Source organism: Chitinophaga sp. 05T412, assembly GCF_056396465.1.
In genome coordinates, this window is sequence record NZ_JBFTLN010000001.1 from 331,737 (window position 1) to 349,733 (window position 17,997).

Consider the following 17,997-nt stretch of genomic DNA (forward strand, 5'->3'; position numbering starts at 1 on the left):
CTTTATCGGTAACTTCATGTATTATGGCAAGAGAACACTTATATCATCTTTTCGAGATCAGCTTTAAAGAATTGGATAAATTTCCTCCAATTATTTACAAGAATAATTTCTTTAAACTGATTTATATTATGGAGGGAACCGGTGTACAATACATGAATAAACATAGCTTTAACTACCGGAAAGGAAATATGTTTTTAATTACGCCTGCAGACAGTTACTCCTTCTCCATAAATACTACAACCACCTTTTTCTTTCTAAGTTTCAATGATATTTATATACGTCCTAAAAAAAACAAAGACAATGATTGGGTGCAGCACATGGAATATATTCTCCGAAATGCCAGCCACAGACCAGGATGTATCTTAAAGAACACCGTAGATAAACCTTTAGTGGCCTCCTTAGTTGAATGCATTCATAAGGAGTTTACTGATGAACAGATATATCACAGCAAAATAATACAACAGTTCGTAAACACCCTCATACTTGTAGTAGCGCGAAACATAGCCCTGAAACTACCTAAAAACATAAAAGAAAATACCGGGGAAGCGGTATTGGATATACTACATTACATACAGGAAAACATATTTGATCCTCAAAAATTAAGAGCAGAAAAAATCAGCCATCAGCTTGGCATTTCATTAAGCTACCTGGGACGCTATTTTAAAAAACAAACAGGCGACACATTGCAACAATATATCTCAAATTATAAGATCAGGCTAATCGAAATGAGACTTTTGCATAGTGACATGCGCATAAGCGAAATTGCCTGCGAACTAAATTTCACGGACGAAAGTCACTTGAACAGGGCTTTTAAAAAGCATAAGGCCATGAGCCCGTCGGAATATAGAAAAAAACATGCTTAGCTACCCCTTCTATCCTCAAAATTACAGAATAAGTGAAAAATAGTACAAGTGCTGCCCCAGCATGCCATTTAATTTTGTACACATTCTTATTAGATGATAAGGATCATTAAATGGTATAAATTAAAAATTATGAAAAGACTTAAAAGCATAGCAGTGTTATTTGTAGCAATTGGTATTTCGGCGGGAGCCTGGGCACAAAACAAAAAACCCAGGATAAGCCCCCCTGAAATAGCTACAGGGATCATCAGGCATGCAAATATCAGTATCCACTATAGCAGCCCATCTGTGAAAGACCGTAAAATATGGGGAGGATTGGTTCCCTACGACTCTGTATGGCGGGCAGGTGCAAATGAGGCCACCACTTTTGAAACGGATAAGGATATTAAAGTGGAAGGTAAATTATTACCGGCAGGCAAGTATAGCTTCTTTCTCATTCCGATGGAGAACACAGAATGGACAGCTATCTTTAATAAGGAACCTAATCAATGGGGAGCATTTAAATATGATCACTCAAAAGATCAGCTACGGGTAAATATAAAGCCTGCAACCTTAAAGAGTAAGCAAGAAATGTTAACATACCATATCAATGCAAAAGGGTTTTCTTTAGACTGGGAGATGGTATCACTACCTGTTTCCATCAGATAACCCAGGCAACAGATCCACGACTTTGTTCTAATCTGCCATTAACAGGTTCGCACTTTGTCTCATCCAGCCCGAAAAATCTCAAATGAACCCGCGCTAGTCGCGGGTTTTTATCTTATGATTGATTGATCATTGTTAAACCACCCATTAAAGAAGAAGGCAAATCACGAACCACCTGTTAGGATAGCTAATAATAATTTTTTATTTCTAAACATTCTCCTTATTTTCATACAGACATTATTCGATAGCATAGACCTCGAAATCAAAATAACCATGGTATAAAATCCTGAAAACCTGATTTGTACCTCTCTATTTATTGACTATCACCATTGTAAACTGCAAAGCACACGCGTTTGGCGGTAATGTTGATGGTTTCCCTTGTTAATCATGAAAGTAAGCTAAGGCGCTGCCGTTGGCTGCGAAACTTATATCCTGTAGGATTGTCTGTTAATTATATTTATTCACTCTCTCAAAATTTAATCTATTATGGGCATTATCGTTTTTTATGAAGGCAACAATGGCACCCAAAACATTGTGCAGACCGTGGAAGATACACCTGGACAGAATTTCCGGCCGGTAAAGAATGACGAGATCAGATCTTGCAAATTATATGGCGTAAGAGCAGGTTGCGAGATGACGCTCTATGATTCCCCCGACGGCTCTACGTCTGATGATTTCACTATCATCAACGTAAAAAGGGTTTCTCCTGAGTATACCGTCGGTACCTTCGAACGGAGTTATGAAGACGAGTACGTGGTGGTTGCCTTTATCCGGAATAATGGTATTGATGGTAAGGTATCCCGTATCAAGATTAACTAGGGCATCCACATCAGGTTAAAAGAACAGCCAGCTCCCCGGAGCTGGTTGTTCTTTTAACGGTATAATGTCTAAAACACTGGTGTCATTGTTTATATATGCTTGGTAGTTATATTGGTATGCTGCATATGCGAAATTTATAAAAAGACGGTGGTCTTTTCTCCCCTTCATACCAGGACACCTTCTTATATAAATGTATTCGCTTACTTTTATAGCGAATTGCCAAGGGAAAATAAAGCTATATTTTTTAAATAGCGTTGCGTACCTTTGCCTTGGACTGTTTGATTAAAATTTTTATACCTATGGATGTTGTAGTATCCCCCGGATTTAACCGACTAAAAGTTGTAGGATTTCCTTCGAAATGAGCCTTTTGATCGTTTTATCTTCTTTTTTGTGTAAACCCGCATAATATGCTGGCCATACCAGTTACATAGAAGAACTATGCCCATAAACACAGGTGAACCCTGCTCAAACAATCGCAAAATCACAAACACGTCAAACCACTTATTCTTATACATCTATGTTATTTCTAAAAGAAAGATTCAGGAAACCACTTGCTCTTTTCTTCCTTTCTCTATTGTTATTCCAAATTGGATTCCCGCTAACTGCACATGCACTTACCTCGGGGCCTACAGTACCGGAAGCAACAAGTTTTGAACCGGTAGATACTACGGACATGGTAAATCTTCAAACAGGTGATTTTACCTATAACCTGCCATTACTGGAAGTTCCGGGACCAGAGGGAGGATATCCACTTGGGTTGTCTTATCATGCCGGCATTCAACCCGGAGAGGATGCCAGTTGGACCGGCCTGGGCTGGACGCTTAACCCCGGAGCGATTACACGTAACGTAAATGGCTATCCCGATGACTGGTATTCTGAAACACAGATAAGAAGGGATTTCTGGGAAGGGGGGAAAACAACCTCATATAGTGTTGGTATCAGCTTTGGAATTGCAAATACACCTGCTACGGTTAGTTTTGATCTTGCGTTTTCACAGGATACCTATCAGGGATTTGGTGTTGGTGTAACGGCAGGTGTAGGCCAAAAAATAATGGGAGGTAGCGTTGGCCTTGAAGTAGGAGTCAGTCCATATGGACAGGCACATGCAGGTTTTACAGCATCTGGTCTGGGAGTGAAAGTTTCGGGAGGATTCTCCACCAATGGGGGATATGCGGGAGTATCTTCCGGCTACTCCATATTGGGAGTATCCATGGGTACAGGAAACCCTAAGGGAGCATTTTCATTGCGTGGGCTTACTGCTTCGATATCGAATGATAAAGCCGGCAATATTTCAACGGATAACAAGGGTTTTAATTTAGACATTCCGATTCCGGCTTACGGTGTTAATCTACGCTTAGGATACAATTATACGCGTTACTGGTCAGACGAAACCGCTACCATACCGGTACATGGTAGTCTTAACATGCCGGGCTGGAATATGATTACGCAACAACAGGCATTTGACGTTTATTCCTTACTTAATTATGATCCTGCTTTTAAAGACAGTACCAATATTATCGAGAATAATGATCCCGATCTGGTACAAGGTGGTTCATATCCTGATTTTGACAATTACCAGGTAACTGCACAGGGACTGGGAGGCACGATGCGTCCTTATATGTTCCAGGGATACGTAGCCCGGCAGAACCGGGGATACAATGACAACCGTTCAACCGTTATGTACGTTTGTCCTGGTATGGGCAATGGCAACAATATGTTGGGTGTCAATCCCCAGTTTAGATTTGATAATGACTTCTCCAATCAATACCGTCAAAATTTCAATAATATCGTACTGCAAAATACTGGTGGATTAGATTATCCGGCGCCGTTTGATGCACAACCGGTATATGGTAATGCAGATGGCAATTACGGATACAATCCGACAACTACTGAACTGGCCGGCTCCCGGAGCATCAGAACAATAGATTATGCCACCCTGTTTAATGCTGCGGACAAAAAAGGGTTCATATATCCATCCGGTACAACAGGTTTTTCCTATGATGCTAACCTTGCAAAAACAATTGGAGGGTATTCCATTACAAATAGCTCAGGAGTTACCTATCACTATAGTCTGCCGGCTTACTCTTTTAATGAAAGCATATACTCCGAAAAAATAGACGCTGCTAAAGGAGATGGAAATAGCAAAAACTTTAACCGCCAGGTTAAGCCATCTAAATATGCTTATACCTGGTACCTGACAGGTGTAACGGGGCCAGATTATGTGGATAAAAATGGTAATGGTATTTTAGACGAAGGAGATTGGGGCTACTGGGTGAAATTGGAATATGGCAAATGGACAGATAGCTATTGCTGGAGAAACCCGGATACAGGTTTTACTCCGGATATTGATAACAAATTCCAGAACGCAGCTAAAGGTCAGAAGGAAGTTTATTATCTGAATAGCATTAAAACAAGAAGTCATACTGCTCTATTTGTAAAGGATATACGCAAAGATGGCAGAGGAGCCAGCACCTCTATTATGCCTAGTTCCGGTGATACGGAAAATTCCGGTGGGTTTGATAATACCTCAGCCTATACATTAAAGCTGAACAAAGTTTTATTATTTGCAAACGAAGACTTGCCCGCGTATAGTTTGAATGTAGGGTCACTGATAGCAGGGACTGCGCACCATTCAGAAAACGTAATGGATGTAAACGATGCCGCTGCGGCTAACATGGATAGCAAAGCATTTAGAGCAATCAGTTTTGTTTATGACTATAGTCTGTGTCAGAAAACCACGAATAGCTTTGATACAGATGTTACTCAGAAGGATGGGAAACTGACCTTAAAACAGTTAATAATAAAAGGTCGTGGTGGCAATTGCATGTTACCACCTACCGATTTTACCTATGAAACAGAAAATACAAATGCAGGTAATATAAGCAGTCTTTCGGTTCCCACAGGTGGAACCTACAATGGTACTATTACAGCAGCCAGTCAAAGTGGTATACCATATAAAACAGGAGATATTTTAACAATTGGTCAGGGTGTTTACTGTGGCGTTATCACCAAAGTGAATGGGAGTAATGTTTATACTATCCGCTATTTTCCGGGTTATGCGCCAACACAGGCAGCTTCAGGTCAGCTTGATTGCTGTTTGACCAAGAATCCTCCATTTTTCAAATACGGCTCTGATTCCTGGGGAATGTATAAATCTGATTATGATGCAGGTGTGGCTCGTTCCAACCCTAATCTTGGGGGCTTAACAAATGCCGCTTCCGCACCGGGACAAGATGCATGGTCATTACGTAGTGTAAGTACACCAATGGGTACAAAAATTAAGGTGGATTATGAACCGGATATTTACTCCACTGCTGTACTAAATCAAACAGCATCTTTCATAATGAGTAATTTTACCTATGACGTTGCTAATAAACAACTCACATTTAATGTGGCGACAGGTGACGATGTAACCCGTTTAAGTGAAATATACCCCATAGGTAAAAGAATAAAAGCACTATTATTACAAGGAGCACAATATGTATCGGCGCCAGGTGTACCAGGTCAATCTAATATTCCCATTATCACACCTACTGATGATCCAACGATACCAGATCTGACAGATTTCACGGTAAAAAGTATTGACGATGCCAACCGGAAGATGACGGTGTCATTACATTCTGTGAATATCATGAATCGCTATTTACAAACCACGCCAGGAATTCCTCCTTTTTTTGTAGGATGGAATGTTAACATTCCCGTTACCGGCAACTTGTTTTACATAAATAATAATAATCGTTTCGGAGGAGGATTACGTGTAAAAAGCATGTCTGTATCATCAGGTGAAAGAGTGAACATCACCAGTTACGGGTATAATAAACCTGACCAGGCTGGAATCAGTTCAGGAGTTACTTCTTATGAACCAGGTATATTTGATATAGAAAATTTATCGAGCTATCCTGAGTTAAATGCCGGTCACTTAGAATACAAGAAAAAATTGTACGCCGGTATCAACTATTTGCTCACTATTGCCAGAGAAATACCACCTCCGGGAGTTATTTATCAATATGTTACCGTTACTAATAAGGCTGTATTACCAGATGGTACTGAGAATGTGGCCAATGGAAGCACGGTATATGAATATGAGGTATTTAATGAAAATATGATTACCCGAAAAAAAGTAGGCAATGGTACCACTACACTGGAAACATATACGGGAGTATCTGTGGGTAATAATTTATCCATTCAAAATCTATCCAGTGCGGTGGGTAATCTCAGGAGTGTAGTTACTTACGACAATACCAATACCAGGTTAACAGGTATGTATAATAATTATCTACATGGTAGTTTTGAAAACTCCAGTGCTGCTTTTCTCTCTCGTTACTATGATTTTGACCTGCCCAAATACAATTACCAGGGCGTGATCGTAGAAAGGAATGTAGAACGAAAATATGTGTATAACCCGGTCACAAAAAAGAATAAAGACCTGTTCACAATGAGTGCCCGGGAAAGTTACCCGGTTATTTTAACCGGACAAACCAATGTCGACTATGTAACAGGAACAAGTTCTTCCTCTTACAATATTGGATTTGATTTTTATAGTGGAGAAGTAACTAAGTCACGCCATGTGGATATTTACGGGAACGGATTCCTGACTGAAGCGATACCAGCCTACAGGATGTATCCACAGATGGGATTAAAAACTAACAATGCAGCAAATAAGAATATGCTTTCGCAGCTGGCAGCTAACTATACTTACCAGCAAGGTCCAAATGATACAAAAGTTGGTGTAATCAATGCGACTACACAGGTGTGGAGTAATGCTACTCCTGTAAATAATCCTGACAACAGTGGCGGAACAATCATTCAGAATACTGCCGCATTGGGAAATGTATGGAGAAGACAAATGCTGTATACCTGGCAGCCTGATGGCACCAAACCTAATGGCATAGTTCCATGGAACGAGTTCCAGGACTTTAACTGGGTATCTCCGCAGGCTTCTAATGCGGCCTGGAAAAAGGCAAATGAAATTACTTTGTTTACAGTCAATTCACATGCCCTTGAAGAAAAAGATGTTTATGGTCTTTTTTCTACGTCTAAATACGGCTATAACGACAGACGCATGGTAGTAACAAGTTCTCCGGCCCGTTATAATGAGGTAGCCTACTGTGGAGCAGAGGATGATCTGATTGGAAGTTCTTTCAGCACAGGGGTACTCCCTGGTGATGGAACAATAGAAAAGAGCAGTAGTTTTCCTGGCCTACAGGCACATACCGGATACAATAGCCTGAGAACAGCGGCTGGAAAAGACGGATTTGGCTTTACTATCAATGTCAATAGTCAGCAGGTGAACCGGCAGTATCTTGCCAGTGTTTGGGTGAAAAATATAAATAACACCTTGCCGGTTGCCAATATTTATTACCAGGTGAACAATGGAGCCAGAGTACCTGCCAATGTAGTTAGCACGAGAAAAGCGGGCAACTGGTACCAGTTAAATATCATTACCCCGGCAAGTGTTGCCACCGCAGGTAGTACCATTAAGTTCAGCTGTACAAATGGTGGTACTATAGACGCATTCTTTGATGACTTCAGAGTACAGCCCCAGAATGCAGCAACAACTACTTATGTATATGATAAATCCTCCGGAGAATTAACGTTCCTGCTTAATAACGCAAACCTGTTCACCAGATATGAATTTGATCTGTCAGGCAGGCTCATTGCCACCTATAAAGAAACTTTCAGCAATGGAGTATTGAAGATCTCTGAGCATGAATACAATTTTGGCAAAGGATGCGTAGCCAGTGCTATAAAGCCCTTACCTGCCGTTAGCTTTTACAGCACTAATTTCGGATTGATATAGGGGGTGCATGCATTGTTTAACGCTTCATTTTTATTTAAAAACTATGACTCATCGGATCACAATATATATAGCTAACAAGGCGCTGCTTATCAGCGTTGCACTATTGGCTTTATTACTATTGAACAACTCTTTGTTTGCTCAAACAATTCAGAGTAAGAATAAGATTACATTGCCGGAAACAGGCAGTAATAAAGTGATAGCTGCCGGAGCAAAAATCACTTATATAAGCGCACAGGAAATTGAAATAGTACCCAATACTGCTATTGAAGCCGGTGCAGATGTTGACTTCAAAATAGGTCAAGTTACCGGAGATGCCACTATGAACTGGCGATTGACAAGAGTTCTGGGAGCCACTGGTACACCTGCATATGCGTCCAAATCGTATTATGATGAGCGGGGCTCTATACTGCAGGTACAACAGTTAAACTTCAGTACCGGACAGGTATTAGCAAAGCATATTATCAAAGATAATCTTGGAAGATCAACCATTCTTACATTGGCAGCTCCAATCGGGAAAACCGACTTTGAGTACAAAAGTGATTTCGTACAAAATTCATCAGGTAGCGTATATAATGCTGCCAATTTCGACGGAGCGAAAAAGAACAATCCGGATCCTGTAGGAAACACTGTTTCAGGCACACTAGGCTGGTATTATAGCAACAATAATACCCTTGAGCCATTTGTAGCTGCATCCGGCTATCCATATTCCAGAATAGATTTTTATGATGATGGATCAGGTAAGGTTAAACGCATCGCAGGTCCGGGCGATGCATATAAGCTCAATAGCGGACATGAAGTACGTGACTTCCAATTGCCGGTGGGAAATGAGCTGACAAACTATTTCCTGGTAAGAAATAAATTTTTTACCGGTGCCGAAATAGGTGCATTGCCCACCGCATTATCGGAAGGAGCTATAAAAACGATCAACCGGAATGCTGATGGGAAAGAAACCATTGCTATAATGGACAAGAATGGTAACACGTTAATAACGGCTGTACCTGGAACTGACTTGTCTGTCACCAATAGCAATAATTTCCTGTACGGCGTCATTTACTTCTATCTATCCAGTCCTTCAGTGGTTACCCTGGATGGAAATTTTCCTATTACTATATACAATATGGGAACGGATGAAAAAGCCGTGACTTTTACCAGTGGCAACAGCTTGCCAGCAGGCTATTATAAAGCGGTACGTGGTCCGGCTCCTTCAGGGCCTGCTTTGCAGCCTGTTATTACCTATACTACCGGCCTCAGTGAAATGAGTTATTACTTTTATAATCAACTGGGGCAGTTGATTGCTCATATACCACCTGAAGGCGTAAAGAAGTTATTAAATGGAAACATTAATGCTTATGCCTCTAAAACGGATATACCATATATCACGTTATCGGAGTATGACCTGAAAGGGCGCTTAAGAGCCAATGTTCATAAAGAAAAAGGCCGCACAGAGTTTGTATATCGCACAGACGGTCGCGAAAAATTTGCCCAGAATGCAGTTCAACGTTCAACAGGCGCTTATCTGTATGACCTTTATGATCAAACAGGCCGGCTAACAGAAAGCGGTGAATTCCAGCCGTCTGCCGGAGGCGTGAGCTTTAATGTAAATGGCATGGGAATCGAAGATGATATGACTGCCAGTGGAGGCCTTGGAAATGGAGTCAGGAGGAACTGGATAAAATCCATTTACGATATCCCCCAAAGTACCGGATTAGCCGGTTATGTACAGGATGATATTGCCTTGTCTGGGGCACTGTCATATACTGAGAATGTATCTGGTGCTAAAACCTGGTTTAATTACAATGAAGTAGGACAGTTGCTGTGGATGGTACAGGACATTCCGGGTTTAGGCAAAAAAACTATTGACTATAGTTACAATTATCTCGGGGGTATTGCCAAAATTGTTTTCCAGAAAAGTACGCCACTTGAAACGTTTGTACATTACTATGAGTATGATGCTGATCAACAATTATCAGCAGTATATACTAATACCATTGATAATCCAGCAACACGTGTCCAGCAAGCGAAATACTACTACTATCTGCATGGAGCACTAAAACGGATGGAATTAGGCAATAAGGTGCAGGGGATTGATTATACTTATACATTGCAAGGCAATTTGAAAGCTATTAATCACGCCAGTAAAGATCTGGACCCGGGCAAAGACGGTATTTCAGGTGCTAATGCTGGCTTTGCTCCAGACGCATTTGGGATGAACCTGGAATATTATAGTGGAGATTATACCCGTGCTAATTCCGGCTTCCAGAGCATTCCTCTGACAAACACTGTGGCCGATGATCAATACTCCGGTAATCTAAAGGCGATGGGCTGGTACAGCCGAAAACCACAAAGCGTCATTGTTGCGCAGGGTATCGCAATAGAGAACCCCACTATGTACGGCTATAAATACGACAACAATTATCAGTTGACCTCTGGAACATGGGGCACGCCAAACTATACAGTTCCTGGGTTTGCAGCCAATACCGCTTTTAAGGAATATAATCTAAGCTATGATCTGCATGGGAATATCAAATCCCTGGCCCGTACCAACAGCGCGGGTGCAGTAACAGACAATTTTACGTACAACTACCTTGGTAATAGTAATCAATTACAGTCTGTCGTAAATGGGAGTACTGCCTATAGCAACTATACTTATAACACGCTGGGGCAGCTCACCGCTGAAACGCCGGCTAGCGGTCCTGCACGTTACATAAAATATAATGCTGATGGCAGAGTGAGTGGTGTGTATGGAGATGCTGCCTTTACCCAACCCAAGATTAATTTTATCTATAATGAGCGGGGAGTAAGAGTGAGCAAAATAGACTATGTCAATAACACTACCACCTACTATACCCCGGACCTCTCGGGCAGTATTGTGGCTATTTACAGCCAGGCAGGTGCTGGTTCCGGTTCCACCAGTCAGGTGGAAGTTCCATTGTATGGTGACAGTCGACTGGGGATTTACCGAAAAGGAACACAACTCAGCGAATATGAGTTAAGTGACAATTTAGGTAATGTACGTGTTGTTATAGATCAGAATAAAACCATAAAAAATTTCTCTGATTATTATCCTTTTGGGTATGTGGCGCGTGATGGCGGTACATTGGACTATAGATTTGGGTACCAGGGACAGTTTAGTGAAAAAGATAAAGAAACCGGGTGGAACAGCTTTGATTTAAGAATGTATGATGCAAGAATAGGAAGATGGATCAGTCCTGATCCGGCCAATCAATTCCATTCTCCATATGTTGGAATGGGCAACAACCCTGTGAATGGCGTTGATCCTGATGGCGCCTATAGTTGGTTTGGAGCGCAGTGGCGTGCGCTTTTCTGGGGAGGAACTGCATCGGATTATAAAGTTAACGGGGAATATAGTGTTACCTATGGTGGATATCCGTGGGGAGGCGACAGAGATCTGTATGGCCGCAAAATTTATGTAAGTAGAACCCAATCTAGTGGTGATCGGCAACTGTTCGGTTTCGCAGAAGCTAGTCAGTCGGTTGACGACATGAATACCAAAATATTTTGGGAGAAGGAAGTTGCGGAAGGAAGGATTAAATTTGTTGAGAGCAGATGGGAAGCATTAGCCAGTTGGGCTACCTTTGCAATACCTGGTGGAAAATTGCTGGGGCCAGCCGCCGCCGGAGAACTGACCCTGATGGCCGAAGGTACCGGTATTGTTGCAAATGAGACCAAAGCTGTTTTTGGGCAAGTGGTAACAGATGCCGCAAAAGCTGCGGAAGTTGGAACGCAAGTAACAACGACCGCTGAAAAAATAAATCCTTTAAAAGAAATATTGGCAGCAAAAGGTATGAGCTCAAATGAGGCTTCTCAATTTTTCGGCTGGGGGAAGGGCCCTGGTGGTATCTATAAAAAAATGAGTGACTTTACCAGGGAAGGCCTACTGGCAGCTGGCTGGGATAAAGAAAGTCTCGTAAAGCTAGCCAGAGCGTATAATAAACAGTTAGTAAAAGCAAAAGTGGGTTCCAAGAGCGGATTGGGAAATCCAGCTGCGGAAGTAAGACGAGATTTCACCATGGAAATAGTAAGATTTTTCTTTAAATAAAAACACCACAATGGAAAAAAATATAACACCAACAAGCTTTACCATTCGTAATGATTCGGAAAACATTATGGTGATTGTTCACGAACCGCAGGCAATTGAATTTGAACTCCCTTCCAATGAGGAAATTCAGATAGAAACGAATGCGGTCCCCGAAAGTGTCGTGTTAAGTACCTGCATCGCAAATGGTAAAATTGTAATTGCCATTCATGATAATAAAAGTTACTATAAGGTTTATCACAAAGGGAAAGAACCCTTTGTGGAGCTTTTATAGTCAACTTATATTTGGTCCCAAAAGCGTATCCCCTGCAGGATGCGCTTTTGGGACTATTTCATTCAGCATGTAACTTAAAAACAGTACTACTGCATATATCCGGAAGCAGCCAAAAACTTATCTAAATCCGCCACCTGCTCATTATCCAGGTTTATCATAAAACTGATCGCTTTAGCCTTATCTGTAGCATGGTCATAATAAGACTTACAGATGGCATATCCTACAAAATATCCAAGATCAACTCCGTTATATAGCCAGTCTTTCAACTCCCTTCCATGCATCTCCTGTTTAAACTTCTCCCATACTTCCTTTTCATGTTCCTTACCATAACGCATATACGGTGTTTCCACTGGACGCTTCAACAATAATTCTGCTATAAAATCGCACAGTCCTTCTGCAATACAAAATCCCAGTAGGTTAGTGTGGGCTTTATCTTCCATATCCCCTCCCTTATGTTGTGTATGAGAAAGTTCATGCGCCACAATCTGCAAAATCCCTTTATTGTTTCTAAAATAGCTTTGTAAAAAAGGATGAAGCCCTACGGAGTTAGTGGTGCTATCCGATGCCCCAATCTCCGTCCCTATTAGTACTTCCGTTTGTGTGGTAGTTCCCCCTGTTCCAATATATCCAATGGTAAAATAGATTGCCGGTATTTTAAATGCGGGATACAGCTTTTTATATGCAGTTATTAATTTTTCAATATCAGCTATATGCGCTTTTACCTTCCCTGTATTAGGTCTGATAGATGTCCAGAAATCGGGATGAGCAAAAATGCTTTTCTGAAATTTTGAGGGTGTCCAATTTCTGATATGGGCCAGCTCTTTTAATCCTTTGGTACCTTTATCCAGATACATGGCTTGTATGAGCTGTATCTGCTGTGCAGAGTCATCAACGGCATGTATGCGATCAAATGTTTTCCAAAACAGGTCAATGTCTGAATAGTAGATTTTCGTTTGTGCACAGAGCGTGGTTGTAACAAATGATGTTAGTAATAAGATGATAGCGTTTTTAATAAAGTGCATATAATAGCTGATTAAGTTTCCAGGCGTAGGAGGAAGAATCTTGTAAATGATCCGGCATAGCGACTGAGGAGTACCTATCTTTTCTTAAAACGGCATCTTAGCAACCTTTCTATACAGGCTTATTAAAATAACAACTTGTGGAACATCGCTGCAAACAATGGCCTGCTAATCAATTTATCACCTAAAAGCGTATTCAAATAAATCAGGCCACCATGTAAAGTAAATCCTTCCTTAAATATCAGACTCTCCTGATGACTGCGACTATGGAAAGCACCTGGTATTGTAAAACTTTCCACGCCATGGCAAGGATAGATCAAATAGGCATGATCTGCCTCAAAATACATTTTATAGGTAAGCAGCTGCCTGAGGTCATTGTCGTCTGGCTTCTGTTGTACCGGTAACTTCCATTTTGTATCCAATGCGGCACGTTTGCCATCAGGAAACTCAATAACAATATCCGGAATAACCTTTTTACTGCCGGCATCTCCCCGCCAGTAACACCACTCTACCTGGTCTTTTACCCGCCAATCATGTTCACGTCCACATGATTGAATCCTGCTAAATATGAATTTTTCCCATAATGAATTCATATCAAACATCAGTGCCAGCACATTGGATTTTCCGTTTCGGAGATCCGGATGATAATTCAGTAAAATTAACTTTGCTATCTGAAGCGCGGTTTGATACGGCATTGTTTTGCGGTTCACCGGAATCCTTTTGAAAACATCTTCCGAAATAAATACGGGCTTACTTTGTGGCCATTCCTGCAACAAAATTTCAGCAGCGTTTTCAAGAGAAGAACCAGCGGTCATCTTATGCACCACCTGAAGTGCCTGGTGAAGGATCTGATGAAGTTCATGATGGGAATCATAGGTGGAATGCTCCGTATAAAAACGTTCTGCGTGAACCAGGTTATGTTTGATATGTTCATGAAATAGCAGCTTGCCATTAAGGGAGTGTTGATTCCCCCGTTCTGTTCTGTATTTTTTAATCAATCCCTGGCGCAATAGCTTTTGAAGCTCTGCCAGGAATATGCTGAAATACAATTCCAATATTGAGTTGGCCCGAAGTCTCAAATTGGCCAGTCCGGTACTTTCCGGCTGCATCAGTCGTACTTCCAGCAGCATATTAAGTAATACATCCCTCCACTTCTCTTTGTTGTTATCCTGCCGATCAATTTTGGGGAGCACTTCAATAGTCAATTGACCTATCTGTAGTACTCCAACGAATTGTTTAAAGCGAAGCCCCCTATAGGTTAAATCATAATAGGATGCTTTTTCACTGAATCGTTGAATAGCCACGATTTCTGCGTCAGAAAAGCATTCCTGCTCAAAATTGATCTTATCATATTCAAAATATTGCTTGACCCGCTTCATTATCTTACAATTTCATTTTTGCGTACGCTGCACGGAATGCCTCGATGCCAGAAAACGCATCAGTATTAACATAAAACAGTTCCTTCGTATCTACTTCATCTTCTTCATCAACGGCAAAAGTCACCTGATGTGTTGACGAACTGATAAAACCATCACCCAGAATCAGTCTTAACTTCCTATAGTCACCAAAGAAATATTCCTGTAATAAAGGAATGATGTTATCACGAAATACTTTCATCAGATCATTGACTGACCTAACGTTTAACAAATAAGCGTGACCAATCTGATGATCCCGGTCTTTAAGCATTTCAAGCCGTTTATTCAACACCTGCAGCAATTTCTTCAGGTCAAAACCCGCAAAATATGCTGATTTCAGTTCATCTATCTGTTCGACATTCTTTTCACGCCAGCTATTATGAATTGTTTTAAACTGCGTTTTAATTTCTTCTGTGCCACCAAATAGTTCAAGCATTTCCTGCTCAGCAGCCATGTAATTTTCGTCGGTACTTTTTACATCCTTATGATACCATATCATTTGCCAGAGCATAAGCGGAGTACTAAGCAATTCGGGATCAGGCTGTATTTCCGTAAAGCTAAATCGCCTCCTTAATGCCGTATCCAGTGCCTCTACACTTCTATCAGCTGTATTCATGGTTCCAATAACATATAGGTTAGCAGGAACTTCAAATTCATCGCGACTATACGGCAATGTTACTTTCAGTGCTTCACTTTTTCCAGCCCTTTTATCAGGTTCAAGTAATGTAATCAACTCTCCAAATACCCTCGATACGTTTCCCCGGTTGATTTCATCAATAATCAGCACATAAGGCTTCGGGGCTTGCTTATCGGCCTTAAAAAAATCAGCGAACGCCTCATGTTTAACGTCATCATCATAAAACTCATAAATGCTCTGCTGACTGATCTTCTTTTTGAAAAAAGTTTCAGGAGATTGGTTAAGATCAATGGCCAGCCACTCCACCTTTCGAAATTGATAATATTCAAAATCATTTTCGTCACTCCAATAGTATTCACCTGCAATTCTGCCTATAGCATCAATAATATGATTGCCTTTGGAAACAACAACAATGTCACCGATATTCATGTTCTGGAAAGTAAACATGGCAGTAATATTGTAACGACTCTCTTTAACAAGATCGGGAAACTGGCTTTGGAATTTCTCACGATAATCCTTCCATTGTTTTATGCGCTGAAATTCTTCAAAATGATGATCACCGCCCCAGCCCAGCCCAACACAATTATTCTTGATACACCAGTCGTGAATATGCGGATTCTGTAACCCTCCAATTGACATTTTAAAAAAACGTACGCCGGAAAAGCTTTCTTCTTTCTGCGATTTTACATCCTTCTGCTGACGGGCTGCATTACAGATCAACTTAAATATGCCGGGTTTAACATCATATTGAATAGACCCTGCATCCGTCTGTGGTTCAGGTTTAATCCCTTCTACAAAATCCTCATAGCTCAGGCTCTGGTGAAAGGTAGTAAAGACGATTCTCCCTTCTTCCAAATATTGATCGAAACGCGCTTTTAGTTCCTGTCGGGATTTGCCCGAGATATCACCATCCAGAATAGACAGCGCTTTATTAATGGTATGATATGTCTTTCCTGTTCCCGGAGGACCCAATAATATTTGATTAAGCGGTTGACTCATTTGAATATGTTGTTTAAGGTGCTCTCCATTCAGGTTGAGGATAATCTGACGAACCTGTGAACCGATGGCCTGGTCAAAGAACTTCAGGCGGTCGATAATTTGCGTTACTGTTTGTTCACTATAAAAGCTGATCGGTGTTTTCAGCCTTATGCTGCGGGCCCCCTCCCATGAAAACCATTCCAAATCGTTTGGCAACGTTTTACCTATCTCTTGATAAAAAATATTTTTATTTCTTTTATCTTCAAAATGCAGACAGATATTGATCGATCCGGGGGTCTTCGCCAACACTTCAAATTCATAGTGTGCCATTTCCGTGGAAATCAAACCACTTGGATCGCTTCCCCACATCCATTCATACCTGCCCTTTCCACCACGTACCTGCGACATCACCGCAAAATTAGCTGCCCCACTCTCCTCGGTTAACATCTCAGCAACGTCTGCCATCAATGTTTGAAATGTGCGGCCATGGATCTCCAGCATCCGATAAAGTATATCCTGCGCCAATATCCGTAAGCCCGTGTCCTCAAATGCAGATGGAGGCTTTAGCCTATTGACCTCCGCTATCAGGTCGGTATCAGGACGTACATAACCATCAATGAAGTCCCCTACTATATCCAGATAGTGGGCATATTTCTCTCCGGGAGCCCGCTGGGTTTCTCCTATGACCCTGCAAAGAATCCGATAAAAGGAATCTTTATAGAGCGTATAACGATCAGGGTTATGGTAGGTCAGTAAGGTGGCAGCAGTTCGCTCATCATGATGCGAAAGATGATTCGGGTTTTTATTCAGTTCCCGATGCAGGCTTTCGGCCGTTTCAGCAAAGGCTTTAATCCGTTGATTGAGATCCGTGTTATCGTCAAACAATTTCCGCAAACATTCCCGGTATCCAGCTGTGCGCTCCGTCGCTAAAGTTTGAATGACACCGATGCCAGGTCCGTAAATCAAATTTTGAAACTTAATGCGTTTGAGTTCAGCACTCAAATCCTCCGCTTCGAGGTTAGGACATCCTTTAAATTGTTGGATCAGTTCCCATTTGTAAATTTCATCCGTTAGACCTTCTATTTTCAACAACTCTTTATAATCACGAATCAGTTGAAAGAATGGACTCTCCTGGGTATTCTTTTCTTGTATTTCAAACCCAAATGCTTTTAAGTATTTATTTGTTGGCTCGCCGCCGCTGGATTCCCAAATATGCTCTTGGTTAGCTAAGAAATGCGCTCGTCGCATCACTTCCTTGGGAGGATACCGCTTACCTTCATGGACAACGTCATACCTTGTTGACTTTTTCAGTTCGCCGCCTTGCGTATCAAGATCATTGAAGGCCTGAAGGATATGTTCTTTTGCTATTAATTCCGGCTGAAAACTCATGTATAAGGTTATATTAAGGAATAGACGATATGTCGGACGCTACAGCTCATCCAGGTACGTTAATACTAATATACGAAGAAACAGGTATTTCCTTATAAAGGTTC

General features: G+C 41.3%; 9 protein-coding genes. 6 read left to right on the forward strand and 3 right to left on the reverse strand.

The genetic code is table 11. The annotated features are described in order from the left end of the window. The first annotated feature begins 23 nt into the window (after positions 1 to 23). The 6 genes from AC1DFM_RS01300 to AC1DFM_RS01325 all read left to right on the forward strand — a co-directional run bounded on the left by AC1DFM_RS01300 (position 24) and on the right by AC1DFM_RS01325 (position 12,455). Positions 24 to 863, forward strand: a complete 840-nt coding sequence (locus tag AC1DFM_RS01300) for an AraC family transcriptional regulator (RefSeq protein ID WP_477074917.1) — start codon at positions 24 to 26, stop codon at positions 861 to 863. A 129-nt stretch (positions 864 to 992) separates the two neighbouring features. Next, entirely contained in the window at positions 993 to 1,508 is a 516-nt protein-coding gene (locus AC1DFM_RS01305) for a DUF2911 domain-containing protein (RefSeq protein WP_477074918.1), read from the forward strand. Between the two features lie 483 nt (positions 1,509 to 1,991). Next, complete coding sequence (locus tag AC1DFM_RS01310; protein WP_477074919.1) at positions 1,992 to 2,324, forward strand: hypothetical protein; 333 nt, start codon at positions 1,992 to 1,994, stop codon at positions 2,322 to 2,324. A 517-nt stretch (positions 2,325 to 2,841) separates the two neighbouring features. Then, on the forward strand, positions 2,842 to 8,124 hold the full coding sequence (locus AC1DFM_RS01315) for a hypothetical protein (RefSeq protein ID WP_477074920.1): 5,283 nt from the start codon (positions 2,842 to 2,844) through the stop codon (positions 8,122 to 8,124). Positions 8,125 to 8,167: 43 nt separating this feature from the next. Beyond that, entirely contained in the window at positions 8,168 to 12,184 is a 4,017-nt protein-coding gene (locus tag AC1DFM_RS01320; protein WP_477074921.1) for an RHS repeat domain-containing protein, read from the forward strand. Positions 12,185 to 12,194: 10 nt separating this feature from the next. Further along, complete coding sequence (locus AC1DFM_RS01325) at positions 12,195 to 12,455, forward strand: hypothetical protein (RefSeq protein ID WP_477074922.1); 261 nt, start codon at positions 12,195 to 12,197, stop codon at positions 12,453 to 12,455. Positions 12,456 to 12,541: 86 nt separating this feature from the next. Here AC1DFM_RS01325 and AC1DFM_RS01330 read toward each other — a convergent pair whose 3' ends face one another. The 3 genes from AC1DFM_RS01330 to AC1DFM_RS01340 all read right to left on the reverse strand — a co-directional run bounded on the left by AC1DFM_RS01330 (position 12,542) and on the right by AC1DFM_RS01340 (position 17,893). Continuing rightward, on the reverse strand, positions 12,542 to 13,477 hold the full coding sequence (locus AC1DFM_RS01330; RefSeq protein ID WP_477074923.1) for a gliding motility protein GldB-related protein: 936 nt from the start codon (positions 13,475 to 13,477) through the stop codon (positions 12,542 to 12,544). A gap of 122 nt (positions 13,478 to 13,599) precedes the next feature. Next, complete coding sequence (locus AC1DFM_RS01335; protein ID WP_477074924.1) at positions 13,600 to 14,853, reverse strand: McrC family protein; 1,254 nt, start codon at positions 14,851 to 14,853, stop codon at positions 13,600 to 13,602. 4 nt (positions 14,854 to 14,857) lie between these two features. After that, complete coding sequence (locus tag AC1DFM_RS01340) at positions 14,858 to 17,893, reverse strand: AAA family ATPase (RefSeq protein ID WP_477074925.1); 3,036 nt, start codon at positions 17,891 to 17,893, stop codon at positions 14,858 to 14,860. Positions 17,894 to 17,997 lie beyond the last annotated feature (104 nt).